Consider the following 22,862-nt stretch of genomic DNA (forward strand, 5'->3'; position numbering starts at 1 on the left):
TTCTTTTCTATTCAAAAAAGTTTGTTGTTTTTAGGGTGGTCATTTTATGATAAAAAGAAACGGATTGCATAAATACGGAAAAATAGGATTGAGAATAACCATTAACGGTTAAATTCAATCCTATTTTTTTAATTCATATTTTCTAACTTATTATGGATCAGCTGAATGATTTTTTCTGCATCGGCCGGATTTTCTAAATCATGTTGATCAATATCAATCACAAGAGTCGCACTTTTATCGTATTGGTCGAACCAATCATCATAATGACTGTGAAGTAAGGTATAGTAATCTAATAACCCCTCATTTCCATCAATTTGTTCGAAACTTCGACCGCGTTTTTTGATTCGAGATAGGACGGTGTCTAAGGAACCTCTTAAATAAATTAATAAATCAGGAGCCTTTTTCGGCAATGAATCAAGTTCTTCCATCATATTGTCTAATAGATCAAGATAAGTATCCATTTCAGCATCACTCATATTTCCTTGCTGATGGTTAATTTTTGTAAATAAGGCATCTTCGTAAATAGAACGGTCAAGAACATTATGTTGATGTTGCAAGGCCTGTTTAATGCTTCTGAAACGAGTATTTAAAAAATAAATTTGTAATGAAAAAGCCCAGCGTTTAGGGTCCTCATAAAATTTTTCTAAAATTCGGTTGTCATCAACACTTTCATAAAATGCGTCACTTTCAAGTGCTTCAGAGATTAATTTTGTATAGGTGCTTTTTCCAGCACCAATCATTCCTGCTAAAACAATCACAGCATTATTGTCTCCTTTCATTATTTCATACACTCCTATCAAAATACATGGATGTAAAAATTAGTCTATTATAAGTTGAAATTGATAAGGAGAAAATTCATAGTCGAATTTCCCCCCTTAAAGTTTGATTATTTTGCAGTTAATTTTACAACTACTTCGCAACGAGCTGTTTGTGGAAACATATCAACAGATTGTAAGTAGTCCACTTTATAGCTTCGTGATAATTTTTCTAAATCTCTTCCTAAAGTGGAAGGATTACAAGAAATATAAACCATTTTTTTAGGTTTTGCCTTGACGATTGCCTTGATTAGTTCAGGATCAAGGCCAGTTCTTGGTGGATCAACTACAAGAGCATCAGGTTTAAAGCCACGTTTTAACCAAAGTGGCAACAATGATTCTGCTTTTCCGACTTCGTAACGAACGTGGTCAAATCCCATTTTGATTGCATTTTCTTTTGCATCAGCAATGGCTTCTGGAATGGTGTCCATCCCACGGACTTCTTTGGCATCTTTTGCTAAGCTCAGACCAATAGTTCCAACACCACAATAAGCATCTACTAAAGTCTCATCTTTTTGTAAATCAAGTGCTTTTCTAGCTTCATCATATAACACGTTAGTTTGAATAGGATTCAATTGGAAAAATGCACGCGCGGACAAATCAAATTCTAGTGTGTCTAATTTTTCAGTTAAGCTTTCTTTTCCAGCAAGATGAATCGTTTCTTCGCCCATGACTAATGACGTTTTTTCTTGATTGACGTTTTGCATGATTGAGACAATTTCTGGTAACTGAAGTTTAACTTGCTCTAAAAATTGTTTTTTCTTAGGAAGTTTTTTACTATTTGTTACTAAAACTAATTGAACTTCACCTGTTTCAATCCCAACACGAGCGACAATGGTTTTAATGATTCCACTGTGTTTTACTTCATCATAAATTGGAATATCTAAGTCAGATAGAAGTTGTTTAACAATATTGACCGTTTTTGTTGTTTCAGGTCGTTGAACCAAACAATTATCAATATTTACTAATTTATGAGATCCCTCGCCATATAGACCAGCAATGACTTTGTCGTCTTCGTTTTTACGAACTTGGAATTGAGCTTTATTCCGGTAACGCCAAGGATCATCCATTCCTATAGTAGGTCTGATATCAAATTCTTCAAAACCTACTGGTTTAAATTTTTCAAGAGATTGTAAAACCATATCACGTTTAAAATCTAATTGTTTATTATAAGAGAGATGTTGTAATTGGCAACCACCGCATGCTTCGTATACTTCACAAGGAGGAGTCACACGATTTTTTGATGGTTTTCTGATTTTTTTAATAGTTGCTGTAGCAAAACGCGGCATGATTTCAGTGACTTCAGCCACGACTTCTTCTTCTGGTAAAGCGCCTTTTACAAACACGATGGTGCGTTTATAATAGCCAATCCCTTCGCCGTTAATTCCTAAACGTTTAATCGTAAGAGGAAATCGTTGACCAATTTCAATTGTATGTTCTGGATTCATAAATACCTTCCAATCTTATATTTTTTAACTGTTATCATTATAACATGATTGGTCAAGTAAAACTCACTTTATGAAACATCAAAACAATCTTTTTCAAAAGCTTTTCTATGTTATACTAATGATAAACTAGTATGGAAGCAAGGGAGCTAAAGGTGAAGAAGGGAATGAATCAAATGAATGAAAAAAAAAAACAAGAATCAACCAAAAAAATTCCTGTAATTACAAAAATAGAAGCGCAAAAGCGTAGTGAACGCTACAATATTTATTTAGATGGAGAATACGCATTTCCAATAGATGAAGCTATTTTAGTGAAATATGTTCTTCACAAAGGCATGGAAGTAACTGAAAGTTTTCAAAAAGAATTAGAAACGGAAGATGGACTTTGGAAAGCCTATAATCGAGCTTTAAATTACTTGAATTATGGTCTGCGTTCGGAAAAAGAAGTTCGTGACGATCTGTTAAAACACGAGTTTACTATAGAAACTGTGATAAGTGTTGTTGAAAAATTAAAAGAACAAAAATATATTGATGACTTAGTTTACGGAGAAAGTTATACAAGAACAGGCGCCAACATTGGTGGTAAAGGTCCTATTGTCATTAAACAAGAATTAAAACGTAGAGGTTTAGACGAAGCAACGATTTTAAAGGCTCTTGAACAATATCCTTTTGAGCAGATGGTAGAAAATGGTGTGGCTATTGGAGCAAAAGTTATACGAAGAGCGACTGAACATTCTTCAAGGGAAACACGTCATAAAGTGCAACAAACTTTAATGCAAAAAGGTTTTTCGAGTGAAGTTATTTCTATTGTTTTAGAAAATATTGATACAGTTAAAGATGATGAGGATGAATACGAAGCATTAAAAAAACAAGGTGAAAAACTCTGGCGTAAAAATGAACGTATCAAAGGATTTAAAAAAATTCAAAAAGTGAAAACAAGTCTCTTTCAAAAAGGTTTTCCAGGAGACTTAATTAATCAATTTATTGAAGAAAAGGAATTGGAAGAAGACGAATGACAAATGAGCTGAATAATTGGTCTAAAACTAAAATAAAAGATTTTCAAGCAACTTTTTTAAGTTGGTACGATTTAGAAAAAAGAACCTTACCTTGGCGTGAAAATAATGACCCTTATCGAATTTGGGTATCAGAGATTATGTTGCAACAAACGCGAGTAGATACGGTCATTCCTTACTATTTAAATTTCATGAATTTATTTCCAACAATTCAGGATTTAGCCGATGCCGATGAAGATGTTTTGCTAAAAGCGTGGGAAGGCTTGGGCTATTATTCGAGAGTTCGAAATTTACAAAAGGCAGCAATTCAAATTGTAACGGAATTTAATGGCGAAATGCCAAAAGATCCAGCATTGATTGCGACTTTAAAAGGAATTGGTCCTTATACCACGGGAGCTATTTCAAGCATGGCTTTTCAGTTACCAATACCAGCAGTAGATGGAAATGTGATGCGAGTGGTTAGTCGGCTCTTTGAAATCAGTGAAGATATTGCAAAACCCGCGTCAAGAAAAACCTTTGAAAAAATTATGACAGATATTATCGATCCCCATAAACCAGGGGATTTTAATCAAGCGATGATGGATTTAGGTTCTAGCACCTGTACGCCAACAACGCCAACTTGTAATCTTTGCCCAATCAATGAATTCTGTCAATCATTTGAAAAAGGAACGATGTTACAGTATCCCGTAAAAAGTAAAAAGAAAAAGGCAAAACCGGTCTACTATATAGGAGCGATTATCAAAAACAATCGTGGTGAATTTTTATTGGAGAAACGCGAAGAAAAAGGCTTATTGGCAAATATGTGGACATTTCCTTTGGTAGAGGAAGAACCAATTATTGAAAATACTCTCCTACCATTAGGTGGATTGACGAGTAAGCAACCTGAAGACATCGAAAAACAGACTTTAGAAAATTTAACAAAGGAAATAAAAGAAAACTATCAAGTAGAACCAGTTTGGTTAAAAAAACCATTTGTTGAAGTGAAACATATTTTTAGTCATTTAAAATGGTTTATCGCAGTCTACTTTGGACAATTAATTGAAGACAATGATCATGAAGAACTTCCAAAGAATTGTAAATGGGTACATCCAAGTGAATTTGACCAGTATACTTTTCCAGGTCCGCAACAAAAGATGTGGCAAGCTTATTTAACTAAATTTAAAGATTAAAAGACATGAACTTCTGACTAGAAGTTCATGTCTTTTATCATTTTTTTTAAGAAATGGTCAAATAAACGATAAAAGGATCAACAAGACTGATAGAATAGCTTTTATAGAGCTAAATCACCCGAATACAACCTGATACTCCAAACAAAAACATTCATAATTAAAAGTAGAAATGCTATAATTCATTATCAAGTCAAGTAAGCTTTTAGTTATTTAATAAAAAACTTTTAGTTTTATAGTAAATTTAAACGAAAAGAGGAGATTGAAGATGTCAGGATTTGTCGATCAATTAATTCAAAGTGTTGTAGAAAAGAATGAAAAAAGAAATGTAGAACAAAAAGGTAACTCTGCTCAAGAAACATTTTCAAAGGTATCTTAAGCTCGTTAGATTAAGAACTGCAGACAGATAAATAAATAATAAATAAGGTCAAAACACAAACGATTTTTAATTTTAAATAATAAAAAGGAGAGAAAACCCCTATTTCTCTCCTTTTTGGCATGGATTAGTATATAATGAATAAGATAAGATGAAAATAGCGTAAATTTGATTAATTTAGTTGGGGGTAAAAAAATTAAATGAAACATTTTTTAGACAGACTGCAGACTCGAAAAATTCGCTTATTGAAGATAGCTAAAGACAATAAAGAACTAAATAATATTAGTGATTTAGCAAAAGAGCTAAGCTGCTCAACTCAAACATTGACAACAACAGTTGAGTCTTTAATAGAAGATTTAGAAGAATTAGGCATTCAGACTCTATCAATCAAAATAGAAAATAAATTGTTTATTGCTAAATTTAGTAATGAGTTTTCATTAGATCGTTTGATTCATTTATATTTAAAGAAATCTTTTGAATATCAGGTAATTTTAGATTGTTTTTTTAACACGACAAAAAGTACATCGCAATACGCAAAGGACTATTACTTAAGCCAAGCCTCAACTTATCGTAAAATAAATAGCGTCAAAACGATATTAGCTCAGTTCAACTTAGAGTTACAACAAGCTTCTAAAATTCAAATAATTGGGGAAGAGAAAATGATTCGTTATTTTTTCTATTCTTTCTTTTGGGAAACAAGAACAAGTGTCAATTGGCCATTTCCCTATTCTAAAGAGTTTATAAAAAAGTTGAGACAATTACTTTATCCTGAAAATTACCTAGAAAATAATACTTTAATCAATGAAAATAAGCTTGATTTATGGTTTGCAATTACCTTAATGAGAGTGAAAGAAAATGAATTGATTGGAGCGCTACCTGAAATTGAAAGAATGCTAAAAAAGAATCCTTCCTATCTGAAAAATAAAAAAGAAATTACAAAACTCTGTCTAGAAATAAATAGTGAACTTACGATACAACAAATTGATGAAGAAGTTTATTTTTATTATGTTGTAATGATGTACAATATTTACTATGTCGAGTACGATGATAAAATGCTTCCACTTTTAGAAGCAATTAATGAAAATAACGAAGTATTTAAAGTGGCTTCAGTCCAATTTATTGAGAGCTTAAATCATTTTTTATCAAAACCATTAAAGAAAGATCAATACAATATTTTGTTAGCTAATTTAATTAGCATCCATATGTATGCCTTTTTATTTGAAGGACTTTTATCGCCATTTGAAGAACCGTTAAAAACAAAACGTTTTGATCGGATATATCCTTCTTTTTATAAATTAGTAAAAAACACCTACCAAAATTTCATTGAATTTGATTCTTTCTCAAAGTATTACTATAACAAAGAATTCCTTTTTCCTAGCTACATGTTAACATTGTTTGTTTCAATTGATGTGAAAAATTATACAATCCCTATAAGTGTCTACCTCTATTCTTCTCATAGTAAAATTTTAGAAACGATTTTAAAAAAAGAGCTTTCTAAAATGACACAATACCATTTATTTTTTACTGATGAAGAGACGAAAGAAACGGATTTAATTGTTTCGGATACTTTTAATATTCCTTACAAGTTATCTGAAAACCGAATGTTAATTTGGGATCCAATTCCAAGTGATACGGATTGGAAAAATTTACGTGATAAATTAAGTGAAATAAAAAAAGAAAAAGAATTTCTTTTTTTAGATTAATAAACTAAACTAGAACTGTTAATTCAAATGAATCAACGATAAACGTTTGAATTTTTCACAATTAAAATAAAAAAACCGTTTCTTTTAAAGGGGAGAAACGGTTTTTTTACATAGATGAACGGAATAATTTAGATAAACGCTATTATATGTGATATAATATTGTTGAGTTAAGAAGAAGTAAAACTGTTAATTATTAAATTATTTCTCTTTTTTATTGAGGAATCAGAAAGTTGGGTATGGGATGCGTGTTCCAAAAGAAGGAGAATTCATCACCATCCAAAGCTACAAACATGATGGCAGTTTACACCGCACATGGCGAGATACTATGGTTCTTAAAACGAGTGAACAATCGGTAATTGGTTGCAATGATCACACACTAGTAACTGAAGCAGATGGCAGAAGGTGGCTCACGAGAGAACCAGCAATTGTTTATTTTCATAAGCATTATTGGTTTAACATCATTGCAATGATTCGCGAAAATGGGATTTCGTATTATTGTAATCTAGCTTCACCCTATACAATGGATGAAGAAGCGTTAAAATATATTGATTATGATTTAGACATCAAGGTATTTCCCGACGGAGAAAAACGCCTATTAGATGTAGACGAATATGAAGCTCACCGTAAAAAGTGGCAATATCCAAATGATATCGATCATATCTTAAAGGAAAATGTTAAAGTTCTTGTAGAATGGATCAATGAAGAAAAAGGTCCCTTTTCTAAAGAATACGTTGAACTTTGGTATGAACGCTATCAACAATTGTCACAAAAATGATGGGTTTTAAAATTGGATGACAAGGATGATTCATAAAAAAAAGCACCTCTTTATGAGGTGCTTTTTTTTAAACAATCATTATGATGAATATGATATAATAAAATAGTACATAAGAAAGGAGTCATGCTAAGATGGAAAAAAGAAACATCCTTTTTTTATTGGTGAGTATTATGGTGACTGCTGGAGTAATTATAGCAGGTTCTCACTATGCAGAAACTAAAAAAGAAGCAATGATTAATCAAGGAAAAACTAAAATTGTAAAAAAAGAAATATCTGAAAAAAAACAAGAAGAAAAAGAAATAAGTGAAATTGAAAGTAACCGAGAAAGCATAGCTACTATTGATTATCTAAAATTAGTGATGGCTAAAAAACAAAAAGTCTCCGTTTCATTTTTTGGAGGAAAAGAACAGCAGCCTGAAGTAATCGAACCTTTGCAAAACTGGATTGGTAAAGAATTGAAGGTAGCAGACTTGGCGATTCAATCTGTCTCTATTCCAAACCCAAGTACATACCAATTAATAACTCAAAATTCGGTGGCTACGCTAGCAAGTAATGCACCTGATGTTGTTTTTTTTCAAGTACCTGTAGTGGGAGATCAAGAAATTGATATTAGTTTAACCAATTCAAAAGATTACCTTGTTCAACTTATGGAAGATATCCGAGCACAACTGCCAGAAGCGCTGGTGATTTTAGTGACACCCCCACCAAGTAGCATCTTAAAAGAAGCATATAATTCTAGATCTATTAACTATGTAAGCTATTTAGAAAATTTAAAAGAAATTGAAACAGAAGAACACTTTCTTTATTTTGATCTTCATGATCAATATAGTTCTTATTTAGAAGAGCAAAACCAACCTATAGAAACTACCTTAGAAGCAGATGGCATAACAATGAACAGTGCTGGAAAAGCTCTCTATATCGAACTATTTGAAAAATCCTTAACACAACCCATTGATACAACAAGTGGAATTAAATAAAAAAACAATGAGCAAAATTTGCTCATTGTTTTTTTATTGTTCTACATTTTCAATGTTTGAAATATCTGACGATGGATTCCAATGATTGCCTTTATAACTAGTTACAAGAGCATTTAAATGTTCTAAATATTCTTCGTAATTTAAAATGCTAGACATAATATGAATGACGGAGTTGCTTTGTAAATAATCATCTTTAATATTTTCTTCCGTACTGGCTTCATCGAAAAAGGACTGCATAAATTCTTTACGTAACGAACGATTATTTGCAATAAAATTTACACTGCCAGCAGGAACTCGACCATTGAATTTTAAAAGAATTTGTTCATGAGCGCTTAGGAGAGTCTCCAACCGTTCGCGAATTAAAATTCGCAACTCAGGAGGGAAATTATTAAAGGCATTTTCATTATTATGAATGGTTTTCAATAAATTGTAAGCTGCCTTAGTAGTTGAAATCATTTGACGATAAACCACAACTTTTCTTAAATTTTGAAACCGAGTCTTTCTAAAATAAACATCTTCTTCGCTAAATAAAGAATAATAAAAATCCATTTTTTCCATTTGTTTTTTTACCCATTTTAAATCTTTTTTCAAAAATGGATATTCAGTATTTTTACGAACACTAGCCCGAATCCATTTTAAAATCTCAGTTGTGGCATAGTCGACTACATGATAAAGCTTTTCTTCATAACGTGGTGGAAAAAAGAGTGTATTGACAATAAATGCTGTTAGAATCCCAATCATAGTAGAAGAAAAACGCAACAAAGCGTAAAGCATAAAGCTATCTTCTGAAGTCATCATAACAACGATTAAAGTCACTGTTGCCAGTCCAATTACACTATCTAGTCGAAAGCGGTTAAGAATAGCAATTAGAATAATTGCAGCAATTCCAATAACAACAAAACTATTTCCAACGGTTAAAAATGCCCCAATGGCAATTCCAGCGCCTAGTAAATTCCCGATGGTTTGATCTTTTAAGGTTTTAAGAGATCGTTTGACCGAAGGCTGCATGGCAAAGACTGCAGAAATTGCAGCAAACGTTACATAAGTAATGCCTGCTAAGTGTGTTAAGTATAGCGCAATGGCAATTGCTAAGCCTGTTTTTAAAGTCCGAGCGCCTAATTTCATAGAAAAAGTCAACTCCAATATCTTCTTTAGTTAATAGTAAGCGATATTCTTCATTTAAGCAAAGCTTTTATCCAAAATTTAAACGAAAAACAACTTCTTCTGCTATTTTCACTAAAATAGTAGAAGAAGTTGTTCGAAATCTAGTTTAAGTTAGTTTAGAAAAGGCATTATTAATGGCAACAATTGTATCATCAATGTCTTTTTGAGTATGCATAATAGTTAAGAACCAAGCTTCAAATTTACTTGGAGCTAAATTAATTCCTTCATCTAACATTAATTTGAAGAAACGACCAAAACGTTCTGAATCCGTATTTTTTGCATCTTCATAATTGACAACAGGATGTTCAGAAAAATAAACGGTTAAGGAACCTCCAATTTGATTTACAACAGTTGGAATATTGTGGGCAGTTCCCGCTGCTAATAACGCATCTTTTAATTGTTCAGCAAAATTTGCCATACGTTCGTAAATACCTGGTTCTTGCAATACTTCTAAACAAGCAATTCCGGCTTGCATAGAAAGAGGATTGCCCGCCATTGTTCCTGCTTGATAAGCTGGGCCAAGAGGAGCAACAGTGTTCATAATTTTGTCAGGACCGCCGTAAGCTCCAATTGGCAATCCACCACCGATTGATTTTCCAAAAGCAGTTAAGTCAGGAATGACTCCTAACATATCTTGCGCAGCACCGTATCTAAATCTAAAGTTGGTAATAACCTCATCATAGATAACAAGCGCACCAAATTCATGAGCGATTTCATTTACCGCTTCTAAAAAACCAGGGACTGGAGCCACCATTCCAAAGTTACCAATAATAGGTTCAACTAATACAGCAGCAACCTGATGCCCCCATTTTTCCATAACCTGTTTAAAGGGTTCTACCTGATTGAAAGGCACTGTAATTACTTCTTTCGCTGTTCCATTTGTAACCCCAGCAGAATCACTTGCACCTAAGGTTGAGGGGCCGCTTCCTGCTTCAACTAAAACCAAATCAAAATGACCGTGATAGGCACCTGAGAATTTAACAATCAATTCACGATTGGTATAAGCTCTTGCAACCCGAATAGTAGACATAACGGCTTCAGTTCCTGAGTTTGTAAAACGAACCTTATCCATTGATGGAATCGCATCTGTTAACATTTTAGCAAATTTAATTTCATGCTCAGTAGGTGTTCCAAATAACACACCAGTTTCTGCAGAACGTTTGATTGCTTCAACAATATGAGGATGATTAAAACCTGTAATAATAGGCCCAAAAGCTGCTAAGTAATCAATATAACGATTGCCATCTACATCAAAAAGATACGCGCCATCTCCTTTGACCATTGTAACAGGATCTCCACCACCAACGCCTTTAAACGAACGACTTGGACTATTAACTCCACCTACAATAACTTGTCTAGCTTCATTGGCTAAACGGTTTGATTCCGTATGATCTAACATAAAAATCCCTCCTATTTGATAACACTGCTCCTTTATTGTAAGTGTCGAAAGAGAGAAGTGCAACGCTTAGTGGCTAAAAAATGAACAATTTGTCATCATCGTTGCAAAAAGAGGGAAATAGCAGTATGATAGAAGGGATAAAGAACGATTTTTAGTTATAAAACTAAATCAATCCTTTCCTAATTTATTAAAAAAATCATCACTTATTCAACTAAACGGAATTAAAGTCAAGGAGGAAGTCGAATGAAAAATTCACAAGTCATTCATTCAATTGAGAAATTAAAAGCCTCAAATATTAGAATTACCCCACAACGTTATGCTATTTTAGAATTTCTAATTGAATCTGAAAGCCATCCGACTGCAGACGAGATTTATCGTGCTCTAGCAGATCGTTTTCCAAATATGAGTGTAGCGACAGTTTACAACAACCTTAGATTATTTACTAAGATTGGCTTTGTACAAGAAATGGTTTATGGAGACTCTTCAAGTCGTTTTGATTTTACATCAACTCAGCACTACCACGCTATTTGTGAAGAATGCGGAAAAATTGTTGACATCTATTATCCTGGATTAGATGATGTTGAAGTGGTTGCTTCTAACTTAACGGGTTTTGAAGTCACTCATCATCGTATGGAAATGTATGGCACTTGTCCAGAATGTATAGCAAAACATAAAGCAGCTGACAGTGTGTCAACAGAAATACCAGTCAATCATTAAAAACTAGCCTATCCAGGCTAGCTTTTTTTGTAAAGAGAGACTTGAAATTTCTGTAACAAGAAGTCATAATATAGAAAATAGCAGTTGGAAATTTAACCGAGGTGAATCAATTAATGGTAACGCTGACAGATGTGGCGAAAAGAGCAAATGTTTCAAAAATGACCGTTTCTCGAGTAATCAATCATCCTGAACAAGTAACAGATGAATTGAAAGAGTTAGTTTTTAAAGCCATGAAAGAGCTAGATTATCGCCCAAATGTGGCAGCTAAGGCGTTAGCAAATAATCGCACTCAAGTCATTAAATTTTTTATCTTGGAAGAAATGGACACGACGGAACCTTACTATATGAATTTATTAACAGGTATCGCAAAAGAGTTAGATAAATATCACTATACATTGCAACTAGTCACTAAAAACAGTTTTGATATTGGTGCATGTGACGGGTATATAATCACAGGTATGCGAGAAGAAGACTATCGTTGGATTGAAGGTGCTAAAAAACCAGTTGTGTTATTTGGAGAGAATCATCATGGGTATGATTTTGTTGACACAGATAACAAATACGGTACCACCTTAGCAACACAACATGCTATTCAACAAGGCTTTACCTCCATTGTTTTTATTGGCATTAATGTCAAAGAACCTTTTGAATATTCTAGAGAAGCAGGTTATATTAATACTATGCAGCAACATGGTCTGGTGCCAGTAATCCATCGATTTGAAAATCGTTCGCGTTATTCCTCGGAGTTTATCATAGAAAATTGGAACCAATTCAAACCAGGCACAGCTTTTATTTGCAGTTCGGATCGATTGGCGATTGGCATCGAGCGTAGCATCTTGACATTAGGAGGGAAAATCCCTCAAGAATATGGCATTATTGGGAATGATGGTGTTTTTCTAGATCAAATTGCCTCACCTCCATTGACTACCGTGAAGCAATCCGTCATTGAAATGGGCGTTGATTGCGCTAGAATGCTGTTAAATAAAATTGAACAACAGGGCGCTCCACAAGGAAGTCATTTTTTTCAACCAGAACTAGTCATTCGTGAATCGACAGTTCCTATAATTAAACCAGAATAACTAACAGGCAGTTTGGCTATGAGTCAAGCTGTTTTTTTAATTCAAAAATAATGTTAGCGGTAACAATTGAATTGTGATTGTCACCACTTCAATTTTTGTTTAAGCTTAGAGAGAATTTAAAAACAATGGTGGAGGTGTGGCATACATGAATCAAAAATGGTGGCAGTCAGCTGTTGTCTATCAGATTTATCCTCGTAGTTTTCAAGATACGAATGATGATGGAATTGGTGATATACAAGGGATTATCCAGCGATTAGATTATATTCACTCACTTGGGGTAAATGTCATTTGGTTAAATCCAATATTTATTTCACCTCAAATTGATAACGGTTACGACATATCAAACTATTACCGAATCGACCCGATTTTTGGCACAATGACGGATGTTGAAGAATTGATTGAAAAAGCACATCAGCTTGGAATTAAAATTATGTTTGATTTCGTTTTAAACCATACATCAGATCAACATCCGTGGTTTCAAGAAGCCTTGCATGATCCTGATAGTTTATATCGGGATTACTATCTTTGGACAGATGAAAAAGAAACAGGTCAATTGCCAAATAATTGGGCTTCCTTTTTTGGTGGATCGGTTTGGGAAAAGGTTCCTGATCGAAAAGAATATTACTTTCACCTATTCGCTAAAGAAATGCCCGATTTAAACTGGAAAAACCCAGAAGTGCGCATAGCAATGCTAAACATTGCAACATTTTGGCTAGCTAAGGGCGTAGATGCCTTTCGGTTAGATGCTTTTATTCATATTGCAAAAGAAAAAAATTATCCAGATGTAGCGAATGTACCAGAAGGAGAACTTGCGATTGCGGAAGAATTTTATAGCAATTTACCAGAAGTACATGAATATTTAAGTGATTTTATTAAAGAAGTTCGACGTGTTAAGCCGGATGTATTTATTGTTGGAGAAGCTGCTTCAGCTGACGTTGACTTAGCAGTTGCTTATACAGATCAAACAAAAGATGAGTGTGACGCAGTCATTTCTTTTCGACATTTTGTTGAAGACGAAAGCCAAAAAGACCCGTTATTATCAGCAGGAATGCAAAAAGGTCCGTTAGACTATCACGTATTTAAAAATGTAATGGTAGAATGGCAAGTTAAATTAGCTTCAATTGGTGGTCCAACGTTATATTGGAACAACCACGATATGGCAAGAATCGCAAGCCGATTTGGTGATGAAAGACCTGAGTACCGAAAAAATAGCAGTAAAATGTTAGCGACTTTAATGTATTTACAAAAAGGAATTCCATTTATCTTGTATGGAGAAGAGTTGGGAATGCTCAATTTAAAAATGAAAGACTTGGCAGCCTATGAAGATCCAGGTGCTGTTCGTTTTTATGAAAAGGCAACAAGCATAGGCTATTCTGATTCTGCAATCTTAGAAATGCTAAATAGCAGCAGCAAAGATGTTAGTCGTGGAGCAATGCAATGGGATGCAAGTGACTATTCAGGATTTTCAAAAGTAGCCCCATGGAGTGGCGTCAATCAATCGAAAGAAGATACTGTTGCCACAGAAGAAATTGAAAAAAATAGTGTGTTAAATTACTACAAAAAAATGATAGCGCTTAAAAAAACATCTTTATTTACAACCGGTGTATTCCAATTACAAGAAACGTCAGATGAGTTTTACTGCTACACACGTTCGATTGAGGATTCAACTGCGAATATCTACTGCAATTTAACAGATACACCTAAGCAAATAACCTGTTCCAAAGCAGAGCAAGCAGGTGATATTTTACTTGAAAACGATGGCAACTATATACAAAATCAACAGATTCACTTAGCACCATACGGATGCTTGGTAATAAAACTTAAAGGAGAATAGAAATGGAAAAATCAGCAATTTTACACAGACCAGATAGTGAGTACGCGTATTTATATCAAGAGGGAGAATTTCACATTCGATTGAGAACGAAAAAAGATGATGTCACAACAGCTTTTTTAATTAGTGGCGACCCTTATTTATTTGGAGAAGACCAATGGTACCAAGAACAACAGCCAATGACATTACTTGCTAGTACGGAAATTCATGATTACTGGCAAATTGTTGTTGAAGCACCTTACCGTCGTTTACAATATGCTTTTTCATTAGTTGGAAAAGATCAAGAAACCGTTTTTTATGGAGATCGCGGAAGCTTTGAAGATACGAAAGAAGTCCGAGAAGTTGCAGGATATTATTTCAGAATGCCTTATTTCCATGAAATTGATCGCTTTAAAGCACCAGATTGGGTTAAGAAAACGATTTGGTATCAAATTTTCCCAGAGCGATTTGCAAACGGTGACCCAAGTATTACTCCAGTAGGAGCCTTAGCATGGGGAAGCAAGGAACATCCAGACACAACCGATTTTTACGGTGGTGATTTACAAGGAATTATCGACCATTTAGATCATTTAACAGAGCTTGGGATTAACGGTCTTTATTTATGCCCGATTTTTAAAGCGAGTTCAAATCATAAATATGATACCATTGATTATTTTGAAATTGATCCAGCCTTTGGAAGTAAAGAGACCTTTAAAGAATTAGTCGATAAAGCCCATCAAAGAGGGATTAAAGTGATGTTAGATGCGGTATTTAACCATGCAGGAGACAAGTCCCCATTATGGCAAGATGTCTTAAAAAATGGTAAGCAATCAAAATATGTCGATTGGTTCCATATTCATAGCTTCCCTGTTGCAATTGGTGAAAATGGCAACTTTGAAGGAGCTAGGACGGTTTCTTATGATACGTTTGCATTTACGCCACATATGCCTAAACTGAACACAGCAAATCCGGAAGTGCAAGATTATTTACTTGATATTGCCGCATACTGGATCAAAGAATTTGATATCGATGCTTGGCGCTTAGACGTTGCTAACGAAGTCGATCATCATTTTTGGAAAAAGTTCTATCAAGCAACAACAGCCTTGAAAAAAGACTTTTATATCTTAGGTGAAATCTGGCATTCCTCTCAAAGTTGGTTACAAGGCGATGAGTTTCACGGCGTAATGAACTACGCTTATACCGAAACGATTGAAGATTTCTTTATTAAGAAAAGCATCGCTCCAACTAAAATGGTTTCAGGCTTAAACGAACAATTAATGTTGTACCGTCAACAAACCAATGAAGTAATGTTTAATATGTTAGACTCACATGATACAGCACGCTTATTGACCATTTGTAATGGAGACAAAGAATTAGCAAAAGCAACACTGGCCTTCACTTTCTTACAACACGGTTCCCCATGCATTTATTATGGAACTGAAATTGGGTTAGATGGTGCTAACGATCCTGATTGTCGTAAATGTATGATTTGGGACAAAGATAAGCAGGACTTAACATTATTTGAATTTACCAAAAAATTAATTCAATTAAGAAAAGAGCATCAAGCGTTGTTGAGTTTTGGTTCATTAGAGTGGCATTTAATTGAGGAAAATGAAAAGGTAGTCGGCTTTAGACGAACAGCAAATGACGAAACGATTGTAGCCTACTTCAATCAAGGAGATGCTGCATATACTGTAAACGATCATGGAACCCTTTTAATGGAACAAGCTGCTGAATTAATAGATGAAAAATGGCATCTTAAACAAAACGGATTTGTTATTTTAAAAAAATAAAAAGAGAAACGAACTTGGTTTTTAACTAGGTTCGTTTTTCTTAGCAAATGAAATGATTTCTGTTAGCGGTAACATTGAGAAAACGTTTGCAAACAGTAGGTTTTCAAGTCATAATAAGTTTTGTATTAAGGAGCTCGTTAAACTTTTAAGGAGGAATTTAAAGATGAATAAAAAAAGTTTTAAGAAGATGGCATTAGGATTACTTTCAGCATCAGTTATTTTAACATTAGCTGCATGTGGGAATGGCAGTTCAAGTAAAAAGGATGCCCCAGCAGATGATAAAACCTTGACAGTATCCGTTGCTAAAGGATACGTTGATTACGTAAAAGATATTAAAGGGGATTTTGAAAAAGAAAACGATATTAAAATTAAAGTAGTTGAAAAAGATATGTTCGATCAATTGGAAGCCCTTTCTTTAGATGGCCCAGCAGGGAAAGCACCAGATGTTATGATGTCTGCTTATGATAGAATTGGTCCACTAGGGCAACAAGGGCATATTGCTGAGGTAAAATTAGGCAATGAAGAACAATACGATAAAACAGATAAAGCACAAGTAACCGTTGATGGCAAAATATTTGGCGAACCAGCAGTAATTGAAACACTCGTTTTCTACTATAATAAAGATTTAATTACTGAAGCACCAAAAACGTTTAAAGATGTTGAAGAATTGGCGAAAGATCCGCGTTTTGACTTTAAAGGAGAAGCAGGAAAAAACACAGCATTCTTAGCAAAATGGACAGATTTTTATTTCTCATACGGTCTATTAGCAGGATATGGCGGTTATGTCTTTGGAGATGAAGGAACAAATCCAAAAGACATTGGGTTAAATAATAAAGGTGCAGTTGAAGGGATCACTTATGCTACAAAATGGTTTAAAGATGTATGGCCAAAAGGGATGCAAGATGTGAAAAGTGCAGATAACTTTATTGCAGAGCAATTCACGACAGGGAAAACAGCAGCAATTCTTGGTGGTCCTTGGGCAGCTCAAAGCTACAAAGAGGCTAAAATTAACTACGGTGTAGCTACAATTCCAACATTAGACAATGGCAAAAATTACAAACCATTTGCTGGTGGAAAAGGCTGGGTTATTAGCAACTACTCAAAACATAAAGAAGTTTCACAAAAATGGTTAGATTACGTAACGAATAAAGACAACCAAACAAAATTCTATGATGCAACGAATGAAGTACCAGCTAACCAAGCAGCTAGAGAAGTTGCAAAAGGTAAAAATGATGAGTTAACCAATGCTGTTATTGCGCAATATGCGAATGCTGAACCAATGCCAAATATTCCAGAAATGGGTGAAATTTGGACAGGCGCAGAAAACTTAATGTTTGAAGCAGCTGCAGGAAATAAAACTCCACAAGAATCAGCTGATGCGTCAGTAAAAATCATTAAAGAAGCAATCGATCAAAAATATACAAAATAATGAATTGATTTTCCCGACAGCAAATAAAAAACTGTCGGGAAAATTAAAAAGAGAGGCTTGACGAACATGAAACCAAAAGCAGTTCAACCAAACGAAGTAAAAAAAGCCATGCGCTTGTCTTTCATTCCAGGATTAGGACAATTTTACAATGGACAACCCTTTAAAGGGGTTATTTTTCTAGGATTAACCATTATTTTTATTAGTCAAATGGCTGTAAGTGGCGTTCAAGCACTAACAGGGTTAGTTACATTAGGAAGTGTTCCTATTGAAGATCATTCTTTATTTTTAATGATTGAAGGAACCTTGCAATTAATTATTACCGTTTTATTTTTAGTTTTTTATAGTATTAATCTGATGGACGCAAAACGAGTAGCCACCATGAAAAGCAATGGTGAAAAAATCAATCGCACAGCAAAAGAAATCATTGCCAATATGTTAGATCACGGTTTTCCTTATTTACTTACATTTCCAGCTTACTTTGCAATGATCTTTACGATAATTTTTCCCGTATTAGTTACAATTTTTATGGCATTTACCAACTATGATTTTTATCATATTCCGCCTGCAAGTTTAATTGATTGGGTGGGGTTTAAAAACTTTTTCAGTATTTTCTTTTTAAGCTCTTATCGGGCAACTTTTATGGCCGTTTTTAGTTGGACTGTAATTTGGACGCTATTGTCCTCAACGTTAGCAATTGTGCTAGGTGTTTTTACAGCAGTTATTGCAAATCAAAGTTTTATTAAAGGCAAACGATTTTTTGGAGTTATCTTTTTACTACCTTGGGCAGTACCAGCATTTATTACGATTATGAGTTTTTCAAATATGTTCAACGATAGTATCGGAGCGATTAATACTCAAGTTATTCCGTTACTCAATCATTTACCTTTTATTGATATTGGAGCGATTGCTTGGAAAACCGATCCATTTTGGACAAAAGTAGCGATTATCCTAATTCAAGGCTGGCTAGGTTTCCCTTATATTTATGTAATGACAACAGGAATCTTACAGTCTATTCCAGGAGAACTTTATGAAGCTGCAAAAATCGATGGGGCCAATGCAATTCAACGATTTAAACAAATTACAATGCCGATGATTTTATTTGTGGCAGCACCTATTTTTGTTACGCAGTATACAGGAAATTTCAATAACTTCTCAATGATCTATCTATTTAATGAAGGCGGGCCAGGAAGTGTTGGTGGAGGAGCGGGTTCAACAGATATCCTTATTTCATGGATTTATAAATTAACAACAGGAAATTCACCACAATATTCTGTCGCAGCAGCAGTAACACTTTTAATTTCAGCACTGATTATTACAGTCTCTTTAATCATCTTTAAGAAGACAAATGCCTTTAATATGGAGGACTTATAAATGAAAAATTATGCGAAATCACAAAAAACAAGTCGATTAATAGGCAAAATTTTAACGTATCTTTTTATGATTGTATTATCAATTATTATCATCTATCCCATTTTAATTACGGCTAGTTCAGCCTTTAAAGCAGGAAATGTCTCTGCCTTTTCACTTGATTTAAACAGCAAATGGACATTAGGAAATTTCGGACGACTATTTAATGAAACACTTTATGCAAGCTGGTATAAAAACACCCTGATTATTGCGATTTCAACAATGATTGTTCAAGTAACAGTTATTACGTTAGCTGGATATACCTACAGCCGCTACCGTTTTATTGGTCGTAAAAATAGTCTCTTGTTCTTTTTAATTATTCAAATGGTTCCAACGATGGCTGCTCTAACTGCCTTTTATGTAATGGCGTTATTACTTGGTGCGCTAGATCAATATTGGTTCTTAACGTTAATTTATATTGGTGGCGGAATTCCAATGAATACATGGCTTATGAAAGGTTATTTTGATACTGTTCCCATCGATTTAGACGAATCTGCTAAGTTAGACGGAGCAGGACATTTGCGTATTTTCTGGCAAATTATTTTACCTTTAGTAAAACCAATGATTGCGGTTCAAGCACTTTGGGCATTTATGGGACCTTTTGGAGACTTTATGTTAGCCAAATTCTTGTTACGTTCTCCAGAGAAATTAACGGTTGCAGTAGGTTTGCAGACCTTCATTAGTGACGCACAAAATCAAAAAGTTTCCCTTTTTGCAGCCGGAGCGATATTAATTGCGTTGCCAATCTCAGTGCTCTTCTTTATGTTACAAAAGAATTTTGTGTCTGGCCTAATGGCTGGTGGAACCAAAGGATAAGATATTAATGTAGAAATGACGTGATTTAATTGAAACAAACGAGCTTTCCCCTAAATTATTTTCAAAGTATGTTGACACCAAAGGCTGCCTTTTATGGTCGAAATCAATTAAATTGGTTTCAAATTGTGATTGTCTTCCTATTTTTAAATGGGTTATTGATGATTCCAGTAAGTTTATCCTTTGCAAATTCAAAGCAATTTCAATTAGAAGAGATGATGCCACACGCCTTGCAACTGATTGACAATGAAACAATGAAGTCAATGGAAGGAGTTGACTTTAAAAATGGAGAGATGCAGTCTGCTTCCAAATTGTTGATTGAAAAAGAATCAGGAGTCGTAGGCGTGAATCAACCTGAAAAAGCATTAAAAAAAGAAATGAATGTAGTAGCATTTGAAAAAAAACAGTTTATTTTAAAAGATCAAAGTGGTTATGAGTTTAACGTAGCGTATACAAAAAATTTTGATAAAACCGCAAGTACAACAGCTAAACAATTAGTGAATGAGTTAAAACGAATGTGGTACCAGCAAAATCGCGCCTTTGTTTCATTTACCATGATGCTGATGACGGGATCTATCTTAGTGGTAAGTAATATATTGCTAATTGGCGGAGCGGCTATTTTTGTTTGGCTTACAAAGCGCAACGCCTATTCATCCATTGCAAGTTACCGAGAGTCTGTCAATTTTATTTTAAATGCAAGTGGTTGGGGAATGTTATTGGGGTTAATGGTAGGTATTGTTCATTTTGATCTCACTATAATGCTTAGTCTAAGTTCATTAGGAATGGTTATTATGTTGACCGCTGCATTTGTTATAACTAAATTTAAAGACAAAAAATGTAAAGGAGTGAGTTGATGGAAAAAAAATGGTGGCAAGATTCCGTGATTTACCAAATCTATCCTCGAAGTTTTCAAGACAGTAATGATGATGGTATAGGGGATTTAAGAGGAATTATAAAACGACTAGATTATTTAGAAAAACTAGGAATCGATGCTATTTGGCTTAGTCCTGTGTATCAATCGCCTAATGACGACAATGGATACGATATTAGCGATTATGAATCTATTCTTCCCGAATTTGGGACGATGGAAGACATGGAAGAACTCATTGCTGAAGGAAAGAAACGAAACATTAAGTTCATTATGGATTTAGTTGTTAATCATACTTCAGATGAGCATCCATGGTTTATTGAAGCCAAAAAATCAAAAGAAAATCCATATCGTGATTATTACATTTGGCGTGATCCAGTTGATGGTAAAGAACCAAACGACTTGCAATCTATTTTTAGTGGGTCCGCTTGGGAGTTAGACGAAACAACAGGGCAGTACTATTTGCACCTATTTAGTAAAAAACAACCCGATTTAAATTGGGAGAATCCAGCCGTCCAACAAGAAGTATGGAAATTAATGAACTTTTGGCTGAAAAAAGGAATAGGCGGTTTTCGAATGGATGTGATTGATTTGGTTGGAAAAATACCAGATCAAAAAATTACAGGGAACGGTCCAAGACTCCACGAGTATCTCAAAAAGATGAACCAAGAAACCTTTGGAAAATACGATGTCATGACAGTAGGTGAAACATGGGGGGCCACTCCAGAAATTGCCAAACTTTATTCCAATCCAGACCGTCAAGAATTATCAATGGTTTTCCAATTCGAACATATCGGGTTAGACGAGCAACCTGGTAAGAGCAAATGGGACTATCAACCCTTAGATTTTATCAAATTAAAGCGCGTATTATCTAAATGGCAAACAGAATTAGGCAATGAGGGCTGGAATAGTCTTTTTTGGAACAACCATGATTTACCTAGAATCATTTCAAGATGGGGAAATGATAGCCCAGAATATCGCGAGTTAAGCGGAAAGATGCTGGCAACGCTCCTTCATTTAATGAAAGGAACGCCTTATATCTATCAAGGAGAAGAAATCGGCATGATTAATACCCCTGTTTCTTCTATAGAAGAGATTGACGATATCGAAAGTATTAATATGTATCAAGAACGTATAAAGCAAGGTTATGAAAGTAAAGACATCTTAAAATCAATCAATCGTAAAGGGCGTGACAACGCTCGCAGACCAATGCAATGGGATAATAGCTTAAATGGTGGCTTTACAAAAGGGAAACCGTGGCTTAGTCTGAATGAATCGTATACGGAACTTAACGTAGAAAAAGCTTTAGCAGATCCTAATTCAATTTTTTATTACTATCAACAATTAATTACATTAAGAAAAGAAAATCCACTCGTTGTGTGGGGGGGCTATAAAGAACTACTGCCAGATGATCCACACTTATTTGTCTATGAGCGGAGCTTAGCAAATGAAAAATGGCTAGTGATGGCTAATTTTTATAACAAACCTGCTAGTTATCATGGCGAAATTCAAGAAATAGATAAAGTAGTGCTATCGAATTATCCAAATCCTCAACAAAATCTAGTTGGAATGACGTTAAAACCTTATGAAGTAATTGTTTTTAAACTCAAATAACTGATTACTGAAACAAGTGATGCTTGTTTCAGTAATTAAATAGACGAACAACTAAATCTTTTAAACACTGAAAGACGGCTCTTTTTTGCATAGATATCCGATTTTTAAAATAGAGGGAAGTTGTAATGTTCGTTTTTAAATTTTTTTGAATAAAAATGATAAATTATTGTTGACCAATTGAAGATAACTTGGTATAGTAGTTGATGTCGCTAAGACAGTAACGTTAACAAGAGAAACTTCTGCTTATCAAACAAAAAAAGGTTTGACAAGTAAAAAAAAAAATGTTAACATGGTAAAAGTCTTATTAAAAAGACAAGAAAAATGTTTTGAATAATTATTCATCAATTGAAAAAATATTCAAAATTGTTGTTGACAAACTTCTAAACGAATGTTAATATATAGAAGTTGTTAAAACGAAAACGAAACAACTTAGACCTTTGAAAACTGAACAAAGTAAGACGAACCAAATGTGTAGGGTCTCTTGACTAGGTCAAGAGAA

General features: G+C 34.2%; 18 protein-coding genes. 14 read left to right on the forward strand and 4 right to left on the reverse strand.

From position 1 onward, the window contains the following. Positions 1-128: 128 nt before the first annotated feature. Both AC07SW_RS05330 and rlmD read right to left on the reverse strand, forming a co-directional pair. Positions 129-779, reverse strand: coding sequence for a deoxynucleoside kinase (locus AC07SW_RS05330; protein WP_135022644.1), 651 nt, complete (start codon positions 777-779; stop codon positions 129-131). Between the two features lie 107 nt (positions 780-886). After that, positions 887-2,263 (reverse strand): 23S rRNA (uracil(1939)-C(5))-methyltransferase RlmD, encoded by a 1,377-nt coding sequence (gene rlmD / locus AC07SW_RS05335; protein ID WP_034570736.1) that lies wholly within the window; start codon positions 2,261-2,263, stop codon positions 887-889. A gap of 173 nt (positions 2,264-2,436) precedes the next feature. Here rlmD and recX point away from each other — a divergent pair, with 173 nt between their 5' ends. From recX to AC07SW_RS05360, 5 genes are all read left to right on the forward strand, one after another. After that, positions 2,437-3,276 (forward strand): recombination regulator RecX, encoded by an 840-nt coding sequence (gene recX, locus AC07SW_RS05340; RefSeq protein WP_238328268.1) that lies wholly within the window; start codon positions 2,437-2,439, stop codon positions 3,274-3,276. Next, positions 3,273-4,442 (forward strand): A/G-specific adenine glycosylase, encoded by a 1,170-nt coding sequence (mutY, locus tag AC07SW_RS05345; RefSeq protein WP_034570733.1) that lies wholly within the window; start codon positions 3,273-3,275, stop codon positions 4,440-4,442. Before recX ends, mutY begins: the two co-directional genes overlap by 4 nt. A 573-nt stretch (positions 4,443-5,015) precedes the next feature. Beyond that, on the forward strand, positions 5,016-6,518 hold the full coding sequence (locus AC07SW_RS05350; protein ID WP_485401868.1) for an AcpB/EbpR/MafR family transcriptional regulator: 1,503 nt from the start codon (positions 5,016-5,018) through the stop codon (positions 6,516-6,518). Between the two features lie 241 nt (positions 6,519-6,759). Then, the gene (gene ntdP, locus AC07SW_RS05355) at positions 6,760-7,293 is read left to right on the forward strand and encodes a nucleoside tri-diphosphate phosphatase (protein WP_034570730.1); all 534 of its coding nucleotides are present in this window, start codon (positions 6,760-6,762) and stop codon (positions 7,291-7,293) included. A gap of 131 nt (positions 7,294-7,424) precedes the next feature. After that, the gene (locus AC07SW_RS05360; RefSeq protein ID WP_485401890.1) at positions 7,425-8,270 is read left to right on the forward strand and encodes an SGNH/GDSL hydrolase family protein; all 846 of its coding nucleotides are present in this window, start codon (positions 7,425-7,427) and stop codon (positions 8,268-8,270) included. A 33-nt stretch (positions 8,271-8,303) separates the two neighbouring features. On the opposite strand, the gene AC07SW_RS05365 is transcribed toward AC07SW_RS05360, so the two are convergent. Together AC07SW_RS05365 and AC07SW_RS05370 are read right to left on the reverse strand one after the other, a co-directional pair. Further along, entirely contained in the window at positions 8,304-9,395 is a 1,092-nt protein-coding gene (locus tag AC07SW_RS05365) for an FUSC family protein (protein ID WP_119907783.1), read from the reverse strand. Between the two features lie 145 nt (positions 9,396-9,540). After that, a complete protein-coding gene (locus tag AC07SW_RS05370; protein WP_034570722.1) occupies positions 9,541-10,833 on the reverse strand; it encodes a glutamate-1-semialdehyde 2,1-aminomutase in 1,293 nt (430 codons plus the stop codon). A 243-nt stretch (positions 10,834-11,076) separates the two neighbouring features. On the opposite strand from AC07SW_RS05370, the gene AC07SW_RS05375 reads away from it, so the two are divergent. From AC07SW_RS05375 to AC07SW_RS05415, 9 genes are all read left to right on the forward strand, one after another. Further along, complete coding sequence (locus AC07SW_RS05375; protein WP_135022648.1) at positions 11,077-11,550, forward strand: Fur family transcriptional regulator; 474 nt, start codon at positions 11,077-11,079, stop codon at positions 11,548-11,550. Positions 11,551-11,663: 113 nt separating this feature from the next. Beyond that, complete coding sequence (locus tag AC07SW_RS05380) at positions 11,664-12,629, forward strand: LacI family DNA-binding transcriptional regulator (RefSeq protein ID WP_074402056.1); 966 nt, start codon at positions 11,664-11,666, stop codon at positions 12,627-12,629. Between the two features lie 145 nt (positions 12,630-12,774). After that, positions 12,775-14,463: an alpha-glucosidase gene (locus AC07SW_RS05385; RefSeq protein ID WP_463685221.1), complete on the forward strand. Its 1,689-nt coding sequence runs from the start codon at positions 12,775-12,777 to the stop codon at positions 14,461-14,463. Positions 14,464-14,465: 2 nt separating this feature from the next. Beyond that, on the forward strand, positions 14,466-16,232 hold the full coding sequence (locus tag AC07SW_RS05390; RefSeq protein ID WP_135022650.1) for a glycoside hydrolase family 13 protein: 1,767 nt from the start codon (positions 14,466-14,468) through the stop codon (positions 16,230-16,232). 163 nt (positions 16,233-16,395) lie between these two features. Next, positions 16,396-17,661: an extracellular solute-binding protein gene (locus tag AC07SW_RS05395; RefSeq protein ID WP_034570706.1), complete on the forward strand. Its 1,266-nt coding sequence runs from the start codon at positions 16,396-16,398 to the stop codon at positions 17,659-17,661. A 66-nt stretch (positions 17,662-17,727) separates the two neighbouring features. Further along, a complete protein-coding gene (locus tag AC07SW_RS05400) occupies positions 17,728-19,032 on the forward strand; it encodes a carbohydrate ABC transporter permease (protein ID WP_109841486.1) in 1,305 nt (434 codons plus the stop codon). Next, complete coding sequence (locus AC07SW_RS05405) at positions 19,033-19,884, forward strand: sugar ABC transporter permease (RefSeq protein WP_074402061.1); 852 nt, start codon at positions 19,033-19,035, stop codon at positions 19,882-19,884. A 29-nt stretch (positions 19,885-19,913) separates the two neighbouring features. After that, positions 19,914-20,735 (forward strand): DUF1189 domain-containing protein, encoded by an 822-nt coding sequence (locus AC07SW_RS05410; RefSeq protein WP_494632405.1) that lies wholly within the window; start codon positions 19,914-19,916, stop codon positions 20,733-20,735. Continuing rightward, positions 20,735-22,363: a glycoside hydrolase family 13 protein gene (locus tag AC07SW_RS05415; RefSeq protein ID WP_135022654.1), complete on the forward strand. Its 1,629-nt coding sequence runs from the start codon at positions 20,735-20,737 to the stop codon at positions 22,361-22,363. The genes AC07SW_RS05410 and AC07SW_RS05415 overlap by 1 nt, the downstream gene beginning before the upstream one ends. Positions 22,364-22,862 lie beyond the last annotated feature (499 nt).

Source organism: Carnobacterium sp. GW821-FHT04C06 (assembly GCF_059420345.1).

Excerpts from the sequence above, each read along its gene's own strand:
- AC07SW_RS05400 (WP_109841486.1), top strand. The coding sequence starts at position 17,728 with ATGAAACCAAAAGCAGTTCAACCAAACGAAGTAAAAAAAGCCATGCGC.
- AC07SW_RS05350 (WP_485401868.1), top strand. The coding sequence starts at position 5,016 with ATGAAACATTTTTTAGACAGACTGCAGACTCGAAAAATTCGCTTATTG.
- AC07SW_RS05395 (WP_034570706.1), top strand. The coding sequence starts at position 16,396 with ATGAATAAAAAAAGTTTTAAGAAGATGGCATTAGGATTACTTTCAGCA.
- AC07SW_RS05385 (WP_463685221.1), top strand. The coding sequence starts at position 12,775 with ATGAATCAAAAATGGTGGCAGTCAGCTGTTGTCTATCAGATTTATCCT.
- AC07SW_RS05365 (WP_119907783.1), bottom strand. The coding sequence starts at position 9,395 with ATGAAATTAGGCGCTCGGACTTTAAAAACAGGCTTAGCAATTGCCATT.
- rlmD (WP_034570736.1), bottom strand. The coding sequence starts at position 2,263 with ATGAATCCAGAACATACAATTGAAATTGGTCAACGATTTCCTCTTACG.
- AC07SW_RS05375 (WP_135022648.1), top strand. The coding sequence starts at position 11,077 with ATGAAAAATTCACAAGTCATTCATTCAATTGAGAAATTAAAAGCCTCA.
- AC07SW_RS05330 (WP_135022644.1), bottom strand. The coding sequence starts at position 779 with ATGAAAGGAGACAATAATGCTGTGATTGTTTTAGCAGGAATGATTGGT.
- AC07SW_RS05415 (WP_135022654.1), top strand. The coding sequence starts at position 20,735 with ATGGAAAAAAAATGGTGGCAAGATTCCGTGATTTACCAAATCTATCCT.
- recX (WP_238328268.1), top strand. The coding sequence starts at position 2,437 with ATGAATGAAAAAAAAAAACAAGAATCAACCAAAAAAATTCCTGTAATT.
- ntdP (WP_034570730.1), top strand. The coding sequence starts at position 6,760 with ATGCGTGTTCCAAAAGAAGGAGAATTCATCACCATCCAAAGCTACAAA.
- AC07SW_RS05360 (WP_485401890.1), top strand. The coding sequence starts at position 7,425 with ATGGAAAAAAGAAACATCCTTTTTTTATTGGTGAGTATTATGGTGACT.
- AC07SW_RS05370 (WP_034570722.1), bottom strand. The coding sequence starts at position 10,833 with ATGTTAGATCATACGGAATCAAACCGTTTAGCCAATGAAGCTAGACAA.
- AC07SW_RS05380 (WP_074402056.1), top strand. The coding sequence starts at position 11,664 with ATGGTAACGCTGACAGATGTGGCGAAAAGAGCAAATGTTTCAAAAATG.
- mutY (WP_034570733.1), top strand. The coding sequence starts at position 3,273 with ATGACAAATGAGCTGAATAATTGGTCTAAAACTAAAATAAAAGATTTT.
- AC07SW_RS05405 (WP_074402061.1), top strand. The coding sequence starts at position 19,033 with ATGAAAAATTATGCGAAATCACAAAAAACAAGTCGATTAATAGGCAAA.
- AC07SW_RS05390 (WP_135022650.1), top strand. The coding sequence starts at position 14,466 with ATGGAAAAATCAGCAATTTTACACAGACCAGATAGTGAGTACGCGTAT.